At 58.3% G+C, this 13513-nt stretch carries 16 protein-coding genes; 13 read left to right on the top strand and 3 right to left on the bottom strand.

All coding sequences use genetic code 11. From position 1 onward, the window contains the following. The first annotated feature begins 30 nt into the window (after positions 1-30). Positions 31-468 carry a hypothetical protein gene (locus KIG99_RS14380; protein ID WP_226460768.1) on the top strand — a complete coding sequence of 146 codons (438 nt, stop codon included), beginning with the start codon at positions 31-33 and terminating at the stop codon, positions 466-468. 90 nt (positions 469-558) lie between these two features. Here KIG99_RS14380 and fliE read toward each other — a convergent pair whose 3' ends face one another. Genes fliE through KIG99_RS14365 form a run of 3 tightly spaced genes read right to left on the bottom strand, consistent with a single transcriptional unit; the run spans position 559 to position 3488 of the window. After that, positions 559-879, bottom strand: a complete 321-nt coding sequence (fliE, locus tag KIG99_RS14375; RefSeq protein WP_226442643.1) for a flagellar hook-basal body complex protein FliE — start codon at positions 877-879, stop codon at positions 559-561. Positions 880-928: 49 nt separating this feature from the next. Beyond that, positions 929-2299: a sigma-54-dependent transcriptional regulator gene (locus KIG99_RS14370; RefSeq protein WP_226461841.1), complete on the bottom strand. Its 1371-nt coding sequence runs from the start codon at positions 2297-2299 to the stop codon at positions 929-931. Beyond that, positions 2292-3488 carry a sensor histidine kinase gene (locus KIG99_RS14365; protein WP_226461840.1) on the bottom strand — a complete coding sequence of 399 codons (1197 nt, stop codon included), beginning with the start codon at positions 3486-3488 and terminating at the stop codon, positions 2292-2294. Before KIG99_RS14365 ends, KIG99_RS14370 begins: the two co-directional genes overlap by 8 nt. A gap of 109 nt (positions 3489-3597) precedes the next feature. On the opposite strand from KIG99_RS14365, the gene fliF reads away from it, so the two are divergent. The 12 genes from fliF to fliQ are packed head-to-tail and all read left to right on the top strand — an operon-like array spanning position 3598 to position 13513. After that, a complete protein-coding gene (gene fliF, locus KIG99_RS14360; protein WP_226460767.1) occupies positions 3598-5334 on the top strand; it encodes a flagellar basal-body MS-ring/collar protein FliF in 1737 nt (578 codons plus the stop codon). After that, a complete protein-coding gene (gene fliG, locus KIG99_RS14355) occupies positions 5327-6328 on the top strand; it encodes a flagellar motor switch protein FliG (RefSeq protein ID WP_226460766.1) in 1002 nt (333 codons plus the stop codon). The genes fliF and fliG overlap by 8 nt, the downstream gene beginning before the upstream one ends. 12 nt (positions 6329-6340) lie before the next feature. Continuing rightward, positions 6341-7036, top strand: coding sequence for a flagellar assembly protein FliH (locus KIG99_RS14350; protein WP_226460765.1), 696 nt, complete (start codon positions 6341-6343; stop codon positions 7034-7036). Further along, positions 7021-8430, top strand: coding sequence for a flagellar protein export ATPase FliI (fliI, locus tag KIG99_RS14345; protein WP_226460764.1), 1410 nt, complete (start codon positions 7021-7023; stop codon positions 8428-8430). Before KIG99_RS14350 ends, fliI begins: the two co-directional genes overlap by 16 nt. A gap of 6 nt (positions 8431-8436) precedes the next feature. Then, on the top strand, positions 8437-8889 hold the full coding sequence (gene fliJ / locus KIG99_RS14340; RefSeq protein WP_226460763.1) for a flagellar export protein FliJ: 453 nt from the start codon (positions 8437-8439) through the stop codon (positions 8887-8889). Positions 8890-8947: 58 nt separating this feature from the next. Further along, positions 8948-9994 carry a flagellar hook-length control protein FliK gene (locus KIG99_RS14335; protein ID WP_226460762.1) on the top strand — a complete coding sequence of 349 codons (1047 nt, stop codon included), beginning with the start codon at positions 8948-8950 and terminating at the stop codon, positions 9992-9994. 30 nt (positions 9995-10024) lie between these two features. After that, the gene (locus KIG99_RS14330) at positions 10025-10597 is read left to right on the top strand and encodes a flagellar basal body-associated FliL family protein (protein WP_226460761.1); all 573 of its coding nucleotides are present in this window, start codon (positions 10025-10027) and stop codon (positions 10595-10597) included. Between the two features lie 6 nt (positions 10598-10603). Continuing rightward, a complete protein-coding gene (fliM, locus tag KIG99_RS14325) occupies positions 10604-11620 on the top strand; it encodes a flagellar motor switch protein FliM (protein WP_226460760.1) in 1017 nt (338 codons plus the stop codon). After that, the gene (fliN, locus tag KIG99_RS14320; protein ID WP_404817886.1) at positions 11613-12047 is read left to right on the top strand and encodes a flagellar motor switch protein FliN; all 435 of its coding nucleotides are present in this window, start codon (positions 11613-11615) and stop codon (positions 12045-12047) included. Before fliM ends, fliN begins: the two co-directional genes overlap by 8 nt. Before the next feature lie 44 nt (positions 12048-12091). After that, positions 12092-12511, top strand: coding sequence for a flagellar biosynthetic protein FliO (fliO, locus tag KIG99_RS14315; RefSeq protein WP_226460759.1), 420 nt, complete (start codon positions 12092-12094; stop codon positions 12509-12511). Continuing rightward, complete coding sequence (gene fliP, locus KIG99_RS14310) at positions 12504-13247, top strand: flagellar type III secretion system pore protein FliP (protein WP_404817885.1); 744 nt, start codon at positions 12504-12506, stop codon at positions 13245-13247. Before fliO ends, fliP begins: the two co-directional genes overlap by 8 nt. Next, a complete protein-coding gene (gene fliQ / locus KIG99_RS14305; RefSeq protein ID WP_226442631.1) occupies positions 13244-13513 on the top strand; it encodes a flagellar biosynthesis protein FliQ in 270 nt (89 codons plus the stop codon). The genes fliP and fliQ overlap by 4 nt, the downstream gene beginning before the upstream one ends.

Here is a 13513-nt window from a genome sequence, read left to right as displayed (position 1 = left end):
GTCTTCGCCCAGAGCAGACTGCTCATCAGCTTGACCCTGTCACTCACCGCCCCGTTTGCAATCGCACAGGGCAGCACGTTCTCGACCACGGTGGGTACCGCCGTTTTGTGTCTGGACGATGTCGAGCCCGGCTTTTTCCGCAATTACATGACCGCGATCAAACCGGCCTACAAACAAGAGCAAGGCGCTTACTGGTTCAAGGCATCAGCGGAAATGTACGGAGCGGCGGTTACCGAGGTATTTGTCAGCGACGAGAGCAGCGCACATCGCTTCATCGGCGTACTCACTTCGCTGCCACCGGACCAACTGGCAGAAGCTGTCAACAAGGCAGCTCCGGCCGGCACCGGATTCAGAAAAGACAATCCGAACGACAAATATTCGACCTACACCTCACTGAGCGGCTCGGTTATCGCCTTTCAGGGAAAAAACGGAAAAATGTATTGCCGCAGGGATCGCATGCTCAAGTAGCCGCAAAACAAACGGGGCCGGTTTCCCGACCCCGATCAACACTCGACACATATTGGCTTTCGCATGCCTGACGAACAGGCAAACGATGCATCAGACCGACATGTTCATCACGTCCTGATAGGCCGAAACCAGCTTGTTGCGAACCTGCACCATTTCCTGAAATGAAACACTCGCCGTCTGCAAGGCAATCATGACTTCGTGCAGATTCTGGCTGGTATCGCCGGAGGCAAGCTTCTCGCCCATCTGATCAGCCTGCTGCTGGGTCTGATTCACCTTGTCGATGGAGCTTTTCAAAACCTGGGCAAAGTCGGGCGCACCGGGTGCGGCGGCAGTTTCTGCCGTTTTGCCGGTAGCTTGTGCCGCGGTAGACCGCAACACACTCAACATTTGTTCAATCCCTTGGGTATCCATTCTTCACTCCTCTAGCAACGGGCTATTACAAGCAATTCCCGGGCCTGCCTCAGCCCTGAAAATACCCCTCATCCCGATACTGCTGCAACTTGTAGCGCAAAGTCCGCTCGGAAATCCCCAGGCGCTCGATTGCCTGCCGCCTTGAACCACCGACTTCTGCCAGCGTGCGCAGAATATGGTCGCGCTCCAAGTCTTTCATATTATCAGCCCTTTTTTCCAACTCTGGCAGACTGGAAATATCCCTGACTTCGGGAGAAGCCACAGGAACCGCCGGTTTTTCAGAAAAAACCCGCGGCGTCAGATTAAGGTGCTCAGGGCCAATCAACGCACCACTGGAAAGAATCAGGGCGCGTTGAATCACGTTCTCCAGTTCGCGCACATTCCCTGGCCAGTTATGGTTTTGCAAGGCCTGCTCTGCTTCCGCCGACAAGGAAACCCCCGTCCGGCCAAGACGCCCGCCATGCTCGACGACGAAATGCCGGGCAATGGCGACGATATCCTCACGGCGCTGACGCAGGGCCGGAATGGCCACCGGGAACACATTCAGGCGATAGAAAAGATCCTCCCGGAAAGTACCCTTGGCGACTGCTTCGGCCATATCGCGATTCGAGGTGGCAATGATCCGGATATTCAATGACACCGGTTTCTTGCCACCGACCCGCTCGACCTCGCGCTCCTGCAGCACGCGCAACAGTTTGGCCTGCAGGCTCATCGGCATCTCGGTCACTTCGTCGAGCAGCAGGGTTCCATCCTGCGCCTGTTCGAATTTACCAGCCTGCGCCTGCTGGGCGCCGGTAAAAGCGCCCTTCTCATAACCGAACAGGGTGGCCTCAAGCAGGGTATCCGGAATGGCAGCACAGTTGATGGCAACAAATGGGCCGCTCTTGCGCGCCGAATTGCGATGAATGAAGCGGGCAACCACTTCCTTGCCAACACCTGACTCACCGGTCAACAGCACGGTTGCATCGGTTTGCGCGACGCGCTGGGCCATGGCAAACATCTCGCGGCTGGCCGCGTCGCTAGCGACAACTCCCGGCGACTCGCCGGTGTCCGGCAATTCATATTTGTTGATGTGAGCCAGCAAAGCCTGCGGTTCAAAAGGCTTCAGCAAAAAATCACAGGCGCCGGAGCGCATCGCATCGACCGCCTTTTCGACTTCGGCATAGGCTGTCATCAACACGACCGGCAAATGCGGCAAGCGAGCGCGAATTTCCTTCAGCAGAGTAATGCCATCCATCGGCATCATCCGCACGTCGCTGACGACAATCGAAAAAGCCTGCTCCGCCAGCACCTTGAGTGCTGCTTCGCCACCATCGACCGCGACATAGGGACGCCCGGCCAGTTCCAGCGTATCGCCGATCGCCTCGCGCAAACTCGGATCATCCTCGACAACCAGGATCGGCAAACTATGCTCAGCCATTTTCCTCAATTCCGCTCTCTGCCGACCCAAGCGGCAGACTGATGACAAACTCGGCACCATCACCCGGCTCGGAAAAAAGCTCGATGGTGCCACCGTGGGCACGCGCCACACCAAGGGCAATCGCCAGGCCGAGCCCGGTTCCCTGGCCCTTGGTCGTAAAAAAGGGTTCAAAAATACGAACCTGCGTTTCGCGCGCAATACCTGGACCACTATCACGCACGCCAATCGCCAGCAAATCGCCGCTCCGTTTGCCGGACAGGCAAATTTTGCCGCCTGCCGGTGTCGCCTGCATGGCGTTCTCCAGGAGATTGATCAGCCCACCGAACAAGGCCTTGCGGCTACCAACGATTTTTGCCCCTTCACAGGCGTCGACCGTAGCGAATTCCAGGCCATGCTCACGCATCAATGGCTCAACGGTCTGTGCAGCCTCAAGCAGCAAGTCGCTGGCCGGGATGATATCGCGACCAATACTTTCGCCGCGGGCAAAGAGCAAAACATCCTGAATCAGTCGCTCCAAACGCCGTAGCTGACCACTCGCCTTTTCCGAAAAGCGCGCCCGCGCCTCGTCAGGCACACCAGCCTGCCCGAGGTTCGAGGTGTACAGCAAGGCAGCGGCGAGCGGCGTACGCAACTGATGCGCCAGCGAAGCGGCCATTTCCCCCATCGCTGCCAGACGATGGTTACGCTCTAGCTCCGCTTTCATCCGGTGCGCTGCGGTCACGTCATGAATCAGCAGGATCTTGCCACCGGCCGAAGCCAGCACACTTTCCGCAATCGAAACCCGCCCCTCACCGAGCAACCACTCACCGACAGTCAAGGTTGGTTCGAGATGCTGGCGCACCACATCCCCCCAGTGCCGCCCGACCATGTCACTTCCGAACATCGTCATGGCCGCCGGATTGAAAGCGGTGACCATCGCCAGCTGATCGAGCAGGACGACCCCGGCCGGCAAGGCATCCAGCAAGGAGGACAAGCGTTCGGAAAGGGCCTCCTTTTCCTGGTACTGGCGGCGCAACTCCCCATTGGCAATCGCCAGCTCTTCGGTCAACGATGCGACCCGCCCCTGCAAAGCCTCATAAGCCTGGGTCAATTCGGCCGAAACCTGATTGAACATGGCGAAAGCCCGTTGCAACTCAGCGGCTTTGGCGTCGGAATCGAGAGGAATGGGGGGAGTTTGAGAAGTAGACATCAAAAAAGTTTTGGGGGAATTCTGCGCGGGTAATAGTAGAATATTTCTAGGATAATTTGGCTTCTCAATTGATTCTTCTTCTGTTTCCAAGAATTTTACCCGGGCATTGATGGCAGCAACGACTGAAACGACGGCAGGAACCGCACCGGAAGGCAACCCGGCGGAACGCCTGCGCGAGGCTTTCAACCGGCTCGGCAACCAGCAGAAGATCATTTTCATGGTCGCCATCGCGGCCATTGTTGCGGTGATTGTCGGCAGCATCCTGTGGAGCCGCCAGCCCGACTGGAAAGTGCTGTTCTCCAACCTGAACGAAAAAGATGGCGGCGCCATCGTTGCCATCCTCGAACAGCAGAATATTCCCCACAAGTTCAACGAAAGCGGCTCCCTGCTCGTTTCCGCTGACCGGGTCCATGAAATTCGCCTCAAGCTTGCGACGCAAGGCCTGCCGCGCGGCGGCATGGTCGGCTTCGAGTTGATGGAAAACCAGAAGTTCGGCACCAGCCAGTTTGCCGAGCAGGTCAATTACCAGCGTGGTCTGGAAGGCGAACTGGCGCGCACCATCCAGTCGATCAGCGCAGTGCAGGCGGCACGCGTGCATCTGGCCATCCCCAAGCCTTCGGTCTTCGTGCGGGAAGAACAGAAGCCGACGGCTTCGGTGCTGCTTAATCTCTACCCCGGCCGCACGCTCGACAATGGCCAGATTGCCGGCATTACCCACCTGATTTCCTCCAGCGTGCCGCAACTGCCCAACGCGAACGTCACCGTCATCGATCAGGACGGAAGCCTGCTTTCGCAGCTCAAGAGCAAGTTGACCGAAGCCGGCCTCGACCCGGCCCAGATCAAGTACGTGCGCGAAGTCGAAGACAGCATCATCAAGCGTATCGATGAAATCCTGAAGCCGGTGCTGGGCAGCGAGAACTACAAGGTGCAAGTCGCCGCGGATGTCGACTTTTCGCAGACCGAACAAACGGCAGAGAGCTACCGTCCGAACAACACGCCGGAAAACACCAGCATCCGCAGCCAGCAAAACAACGAAACCGCGAGCGTCAACCAGGCGTCCGGCGGCGTTCCGGGCGCCCTCAGCAACCAGCCGCCGGTACCGGCGACCGCGCCGGTGACCCAACCCGCACCTGGCGCCCCAACCGGTCAACCGGCAAAACCAGGCGAAATCCAGGGCAAGGTCGAGGCCGCCGGCGTGACGGCTCCGCTCAATGCTGCCGGACAGCCGATCAACACCAGCAAGAACGCGACGATCAATTACGAAGTCGATAAGACCGTGCGTTACACCAAGCAGGCCATCGGCAATATCCGTCGCCTGTCGGCTGCCGTGGTCGTCAATCACCGCAAGGATCTTGGCAAGGATGGCAAACCGATCACCAAGGCCTTGCCGGAAGCCGAAATGAAGCAGATCAATGATCTGGTCCGCGAAGCCATGGGCTTCTCCAAGGAGCGTGGCGACACGCTGTCGATTGCCAATTCGCCATTCACTTCCAGCGAAAAGACGGAAACGGAACTGCCGATCTGGAAGGATCCGGAGAACATTTCCTACATCAAGGACATCGTCAAATACCTGTTGCTGGCCGGCATCATTGCCTTCCTCTATTTCAAGGTTATCCAGCCCTCGATGAAGGTCATGTTCCCGCCGCCTCCGGGCTCGGAAGAAGGCACCTCGGCCGAAGGCGTGGCCGGCGCGGTCGGCCACATCGCAATCGAAGGCGAAGAGGGCGAAGACCATGTCAAGATCGACCACTATGCCGCCAAGGTCCAGAAGGCAAGAGACTTTGCCCAGGCCGATCCGAAGGCTGTCGCCAACATCATGAAAGACTGGATGGGTGCCAATGGCTAGCCCTGAAGAAGGCCTGGAAAACAGCGCCACCCTGCTCATTGCACTGGGTGAGGACCATGCAGCGGAGGTCCTCAAGCACCTCGGTCCGCGCGAAGTACAGAAGCTCGGTCACGCCATGGCCGCACTCAAATCCGTGCCGCGCGCCAAGGTCGAGGCCGTCCTCGACGAGTTCCACAAGGTCGCCGAGGAAAGCGCTGCCGTTCACGTCGATACCGACAATTACATCCGCTCTGTACTGACCAAGGCACTGGGCGACGACAAGGCTTCCAACCTGATTTCGCGCATCCTGCAGGGTGGCGAAACTTCCGGCATCGAAGGCCTGAAATGGATGGATGCGCCAACCGTCGCCGACCTGATCAAGAACGAACACCCGCAGATCATCGCCACCATCCTCGTTCACCTCGAGCACGACCACGCCAGTGAAATCCTCAACCATTTCACCGAGCGCCTGCGCAACGACGTAGTGCTGCGGATTGCCACGCTGGAAGGCATCCAGCCGGCCGCCCTGCGCGAACTGAACGAAGCGATGATGCGCATCTTGTCCGGCTCGGCCAGCGTCAAGCACACCGCGATGGGCGGCGTGCGCACGGTTGCCGAGATCCTCAATTTCATCGGCACGGCCAACGAGACCTCTGTCGTCGATGCGATCCGCGAATACGACCCCGACCTGGCCCAGAAGATCCTCGACGAAATGTTCGTTTTCGAAAATCTGATGGACATCGACGACCGTTCGATCCAGCTCATCCTGCGCGAGGTTCAATCCGACTCGCTGATCCTGGCCCTGAAGGGCGCCTCGCCGGATCTGCGCGAGAAGATTTTCAAGAACATGTCGCAACGCGCTGCCGAGATGATGCGCGAAGACCTGGAGTCGAAAGGCCCGGTTCGCCTTTCCGAGGTCGAAGCCGAACAGAAGGAAATCCTCAAGGTGGTTCGCCGCCTCGCCGACGAAGGACAGATCGTCCTCGGTGGCGCAGGTGGGGAACAGATGGTCTGACGACCTTAAGCCATGTCCGAAATCATCCCCAAAGAAAAACTGGGCGGCTTTCAGCGCTGGCAGGTCAATTCATTTGATCCGCCCAAGCCCGTCGTCGCACCGGCAGCACCACCGCCTCCGCCGCCGGTCGAGGAGAGCAGCGAGGAAGTCGATCAAGCCTTCCACCTGCCAACCGCGGAAGAGCTTGAGCGCCTCCACGAAGAAACGCGTGCCGCTGGCTACCAGGCCGGCTATGAAGAAGGACGACTCGCCGCTGAAGAAAGCAGTCGTGCGGCAGCAGAGGCTGAAATTGAGAATCTCAGAACGCTGGCTGACGGGTTCCAGCATGCGCTGGACGAACTGGACCAGAGCGTTGCCGAAAACTTACTCGCACTGGCCACCGAAATTGCCAGCCAGATGATTTCCGGCAGTCTTGCCGTCAAGGAAGACATCCTGCTCCCGATCATCCGCCAGGCAATCGCGGCACTTCCCTTGCAGCACAGCCACTTGACCCTGCGCCTTAACCCAGCTGACGCGATACGTGTCCGCGCCCAACTCGGCGAGCAGTTTCAGCAGAGCGGCACACAGATCATCGACGATAGCGAAATCAGCCCGGGCGGCTGCCTGGTTCGAGCCGGCACCAGCGAGGTGGACGCCACCATAGAAACACGCTGGAAGCGCGTTCTCGAAGCCATTGGCACCGAACCTACAGCATGGCTAAACCAGTGACACCTCCGGATCACACCGGTCGCTGGCAAACCTTTCTCGACAACTGCAGGCTTGCCGCCGCGAATGCCCAGCCACTATGGCCAGTCGGGCACCTGACCCGGATCAATGGCCTGGTCATGGAGGCCGCCGGACTGAAGCTGCCGCTCGGCAGCTCCTGCCGCATCTACCCGCAGGGTGGCGCGCCGGTCGAAGCCGAGGTGGTCGGCTTTGCCGGCGAAAAGCTTTACCTGATGCCATCAGATGATGTCTATGGGCTGGCCCCCGGCTGCAAGGTTGTCGCCTTCGAAACGCCGACCACGCCGCCGCGTATCGATGGCCCGCCCCCCTTCCGGCGTCGTGCCATCGACCGCGCCAAGCAGGTTCCGGTCGGCGATGAACTACTTGGACGCGTCGTCGACGGTGTAGGACGCCCCCTCGACAGCAAGGGGCATCTCAGTACGGCGCAATCGCGTTCGTTGCAAAGCCGGCCGGTCAACCCGATGTCGCGCGCGGCGATCCACCAACCGCTCGACGTCGGCATTCGTGCCATCAACGCGCTGTTGACCGTTGGACGCGGCCAACGCATGGGCTTGTTTGCCGGCTCCGGCGTCGGCAAGTCAGTGCTGCTCGGCATGATGGCCCGCTACACCGAAGCCGAAGTCATCGTCGTCGGACTGATCGGCGAGCGCGGCCGCGAGGTCAAGGAATTCATCGAGCAGATTCTTGGTGAAGAAGGCATGCGCCGCGCCGTCGTCGTCGCCGCACCGGCCGATACCGGCCCGCTGATGCGCCTGCAGGGGGCCGCCTACGCCACCACCATTGCAGAATATTTCCGCGACCAGGGCAAGCAGGTCCTGCTCATCATGGATTCGTTAACCCGCTACGCCATGGCGCAGCGTGAAATCGCCCTGGCCATCGGTGAACCACCGGCAACCCGCGGTTATCCGCCTTCGGTTTTCGCCCGCTTGCCTCAGCTTGTCGAACGCGCCGGCAACGGTCCGGAAGGCGGTGGTTCGATTACGGCCTTCTACACGGTACTCGCCGAAGGCGATGACCAACAGGACCCGATTGCCGACTCGGCCCGTGCCATTCTCGATGGCCACATCGTGCTCTCACGAACACTCGCCGATGCAGGCCATTACCCGGCCATCGACATCGAACAATCGATCAGCCGGGCGATGGTCAACCTGATCGAGCCGGCACACCTCGATCAGATACGGCGGTTCAAGGTGCTTTTTGCCCGTTATCAGCGCTCCCGCGACCTGATTTCGGTTGGCGCCTATGCGCCGGGCTCCGACCCGGTACTCGACCAGGCGATTGCCATCTATCCGAAGATGGAACACTTCCTGCAGCAACGGCTCAACGAACAGTCCGACTTTGCCGCCAGCACGGCCGCATTGGCCACCCTGTTCTGATAAAACATGGCTCAGCCCTTTTCCCTGCAACCACTGCTCGAGGTCATGCAGACCCGGACCGACGAAGCCACCCGCAAGCTCGGTCAACTGATCGCAGCTGAGCAGAATCAGCGCAGCCGCCTGCAGATGCTCGAAGAATACCGGGCTGAATACGCTCAACGGATGAGCGAAGCGACAGCGCAAGGTATCACTCGTCTCGTCCTGCATAATTATCAGGACTTCCTCGCCCGAATTGACCAAGCCATCGAACAGCAACGCCTGACGGTGGTCGATTCGGAAAACAGCACCAAGGCAGGCCAGGAGCATTGGAAGAACCAGAACAAGCAGCTCAAGGCAATCGACACCCTATCCCTGCGCCACGATGCGCGCGAACGCTATCGGGAAGGAAAACAGGAACAAAAACTGCAGGATGAGTTTTCATCCCGCAAATACAGCATACCGGAGAATCCCGACGCCTAAGCATCAGGCATGCTATTTGCTGATATCCAGGCAAATCAACGCCCGAAGAAGGTTCACGATGGGAATCACGATTATCTCCACTTCCAGCACGTCGACCGCTGCAAGCAGCCCGACGCTGGCTGCCTCACTACCGAGCGACGGACTGCCAGCCGGATTCGCCGCCTTGCTTTCCGGGCAGATTGGCAATGCCGCATCCCTGGCCAGCACCTTATCTTCCGGCTCTGCTGCAAAAGAAGAAGAGGCAGGAACCGAGAACAAGACCACATCGGACCTGATCGCAACAGACCCAGCCCTTGCGCTATTCATGGCCATTCCTGCCCAGTCCATACCGGCGACGACAAACTCCCTGTCACCCGGCGCATCGGACACAGCGGCCATCACGGGATTCGGCCAGGAAGCCAGCAATGCCTCCGGTGACAAGCTCGCCATACTCTCCAAGGAACAAGAGGCACGAGCCAACAGTCCTCTTCAAAGCCAGAGTGCATATCAGGATGATTTTGCCGCCGCCCTCAAATTAAAAGCCCAGACAGACCAGGGTACAGCGGCAAATATTGCCGCCGAGACACTCGCCCAGGCCCCTGCATCACAAGACACGTCTGCCGTTCTTGCAGCCGGAACAGCTGCAGCCCAACAAAAACAGGCGACTCAAGCACAAAGTGTCAGCACTGAAGTCAGCACCCCGTTGCATGCCGACAACTGGTCTAACAATTTCAGCGAGAAAATCGTCTGGCTGGCAAAAAATGACCAACAAACGGCCCAAATCAATATCAACCCGCCGCAGTTGGGTCCAGTGCAAATCACCCTGCAGATAAACGGCGACCAGGCTTCCGCAATTTTTGCTTCCCCTCACGCCGAGGTACGCCAGGCAATTGAAAGCTCGTTGTCGCAGCTGAAAGAGATGCTGGCCGGCGCGGGAATCAATCTTGGCCAGGCTGATGTTGGTGCCAACATGGCCCAACAAAACCGCGAAGCACCGTTCCAGTCAGCGAACGGGAACCGTTCGACGGGCGAAAACGCTATACTTCCGGGCATCGGAAATACCGTGGATAGCACGGTCAGCACCCCGGTCCAGCGCGGCAGGGGCATGGTTGATCTGTTCGCCTGAGCGACCACAGCGTAACAAAAGAGGAAACATATGGCCAAAGATGCCAAGCCAGTTGAAGAAGGGGCAGAAGCCCCCAAGAAAAAAAGCAAGAAACTGTTGATCATCATTCTGGCCGTCGTGCTCCTGCTCGTACTCGGCGGTGGAGGCGCGGCCTTCATGCTGCTCAAGAAGAGCGACAACCCGGACGACGAAGAAACGGCGGAAGAGACCGAAAAGCCGGCAAAAAAGGAAAAGAAAAAAGATGGCCATGAGTTGCCACCGGTTTTCGTCAATCTGGAGCCGTTCACCGTCAATCTGATCCCTGAAACGGCAGGCAGTGATCAGTATTTGCAGGTTGTCTTGTCGCTCGAGCTTGAAGACCCGTTGTCCGAACCGGTGCTCAAGGCGCAAATGCCGAAAATTCGCAACAACATCACCTTGTTGCTGTCGTCGAAGAAATCTTCGGAACTCTTGTCGAAAGAAGGCAAGGAACATCTGGCCGAGGCTCTGAAAGACGAAATCAATTCGGTGATTGAGCCACCGAAGAAAAACAGGAAGGGCGAGCTGGTCATGCCAGAAGGCCCGGCCAAGTCGGTTTTGTTCACCTCCTTTATCATCCAGTAAGGAGTCATGGCGGGCGATTTTCTCTCCCAGGACGAGGTTGACGCCCTACTCAAGGGCGTCACCGGGGAATCCGACGAGCCCGAAGCAGCCGAGGGCGATGGCGGCAGCATACGCTCGTACAATCTTGGCACCCAGGAACGCATCGTCCGTGGGCGCATGCCGACGCTGGAACTGGTCAATGAGCGTTTTGCCCGATATTTGCGGATTGGCCTGTTCAACTACATGCACCGGAATGCAGAGATTTCGGTCGGGCCGATCCGGGTGCAGAAATACAGCGAGTTCATCCGCAATCTGGTCGTACCAACCAATCTGAACCTGGTCATCGCCAAGCCTCTGCGCGGAACGGCGCTTTTTGTTTTCGACCCCAACCTGGTCTTTCTGGTGGTCGACAACATGTTCGGTGGCGATGGCCGTTTCCATACCCGGGTCGAGGGACGCGACTTCACGCCCACCGAGCAGCGCATCATTCAGGGCCTGCTCACCGTCGTGTTCACCGAATATGAGAAATCCTGGAAGCCGGTACACAACATCACTTTCGAATACATCCGTTCGGAAATGAACTCGCAGTTTGCCAACATCGCCACGCCATCGGAAATCGTCGTTTCGACGACTTTCACTCTTGAATTTGGCGGCGCCACGGCCGACATGCACATCTGCTTCCCGTACTCGATGCTGGAACCGATTCGCGACCTGCTGTACAGCACCATGCAGAGCGATCAGCTATCGACTGACAAACGCTGGATCGGCACCTTGCGCAAGCAGTTGCAAGGCGCTGAAGTTGAAATCGTTGCCCATCTGGGCGGCGGAAAAATCACGCTGGGACAGATTCTGAACCTGAAAGTGGGCGATGTCGTTCCACTCCACATTCCGGACAAAATTCAGGCGCTGGTCGACAACGTCCCTCTGATGGAATGCACCTATGGCCAACTCAATGGCCAATACGCACTGAAAGTCGAGCGATTCATCGCTGCATTGCCCGACGCACCGCCCGGAGAACCGGCGATGGGAGAAAAAAATGGCTGAAGAAATGGAAAATATCGAGAACCCGGCGGCAGAAGAAGAACAGATCAGCGAAGACGACTGGGCTGCAGCCATGGCAGAGCAGGCGATCGTCGATGCCGCCCCGGCAGCCCAGCCTGCCGACATCTTCCCTTCTTTTGGCGGCACTACCGGCAACAATGGCATGATGAACGAGCTCGACATGATTCTGGATATTCCCGTCCAGATCACCGTCGAATTGGGACGCACAAAAATCACCATCAAGAACCTGCTGCAACTGGCCCACGGCTCGGTCGTTGAACTTGACGCCATGGCCGGCGAACCGATGGATGTACTGGTAAACGGCACCTTGATTGCCCAGGGTGAAGTCGTTGTCGTGAACGACAAGTTCGGCATTCGTTTGACCGATATCATCACCCCCTCCGAGCGGATGCGAAAACTCAATCGCTAATCTGCGGGCTGCTTTGCATTAAGATAGCGGCCTGATCACAACTCATGCCGGGCCATCTGTTGCGCACCCTTCTCCTGCTGCTTCCTCTTTCCGCCCACGCGGCCGAAGCCGCCAATACCGGCGTCTCGTTGAGCACCTACCTGCAGGCAGGACTTGCCTTGCTGCTGATTGTCGGGATTCTGTTCGGTACCGCCTGGATGGCGCGAAAGGTCTCCGGCGGCAAGGGATTCGGCCACGGCGACATGAAAATCATTGGCGGCGTGGCGCTCGGTCCACGCGAGCGTATTGTTCTTGTCGAGGTCGGCGAAGACTGGCTGGTTATTGGCATTGTTCCCGGTCAAATTCGTACCCTGCATCGGCTCCCCAAGGGAAGCCAATTCCCTGACAAACCGGACTCGGCAGGAGACAAACCCTTTTCCCTATGGTTCAAGGCAGTTTCTGAACGAGGTAACGACCGTGCTTAAGCGCAGCCTCGCCTTGCTTGTGCTCCTGGCACCAGTCTCACTTGCCCTCGCGCAGGTAGGGGGCTTACCTGCCATCACCAGCAGCCCGGCGTCAGGTGGCGGCACCACCTACTCGCTGACGATCCAGACGCTGCTGCTGATGACAGCGCTGACCTTCATCCCGGCCGTGGTGCTGATGATGACCGGCTTTACGCGCATCATCATCGTCCTTTCCCTCCTCCGCCATGCGATGGGAACCCAGACCTCCCCTCCGAACCAGGTCATTGTTGGACTATCGCTGTTCCTGACCTTCTTCGTGATGTCCCCGGTGCTCGAAAAGGTCTATACCGATGCCTACGTGCCACTCGCCGAAAATAAGATCAACATCATGCAGGCCGCAGACAGGGCGGCGATCCCGATGCGCGGCTTCATGCTCAAGCAGACCCGAGAGTCAGACCTGGCATTATTTGCCGGCATTGCCAAGATTGACAAGATCGAAAAGCCTGAAGACACGCCACTACGCATCCTGGTACCGGCTTTCGTCATCAGCGAGCTGAAAACGGCTTTCCAGATCGGCTTTATCGTTTTCATCCCCTTTCTGGTCATCGACATGGTGGTCGCCAGCCTGCTGATGTCCATGGGTATGATGATGATGTCGCCAGTGATGGTGGCACTACCATTCAAACTCATGCTGTTCGTCCTGGTTGACGGTTGGCATCTCGTCATTGGCTCACTGATTCAGAGTTTCGGCGCATGACCCCCGGCACCGTCATGGAAATCGGCCGCCAGGCAATCGAAGTCACGCTGACCATTGCCGCTCCGATGCTACTGGCTGCCCTGGTGGTCGGCCTGATCGTCAGCATCTTCCAGGCGGCTACCCAATTGAACGAAGCGACGCTGCAATTCGTTCCGAAGCTGGTCGTGATGTTTCTCGTCCTGCTTCTGGTCGGGCCCTGGATGCTGCAATACCTGATGGACTATATCCAGCGCCTGTTCGAGAGCATCCCGCAACTGATCGGCTGA

Origin of the sequence: Quatrionicoccus australiensis (assembly GCF_020510425.1) — a bacterium.
Lineage (GTDB): Bacteria > Pseudomonadota > Gammaproteobacteria > Burkholderiales > Rhodocyclaceae > Azonexus > Azonexus australiensis_A.
This window is presented reverse-complemented; position numbering and strand designations above follow the sequence as displayed.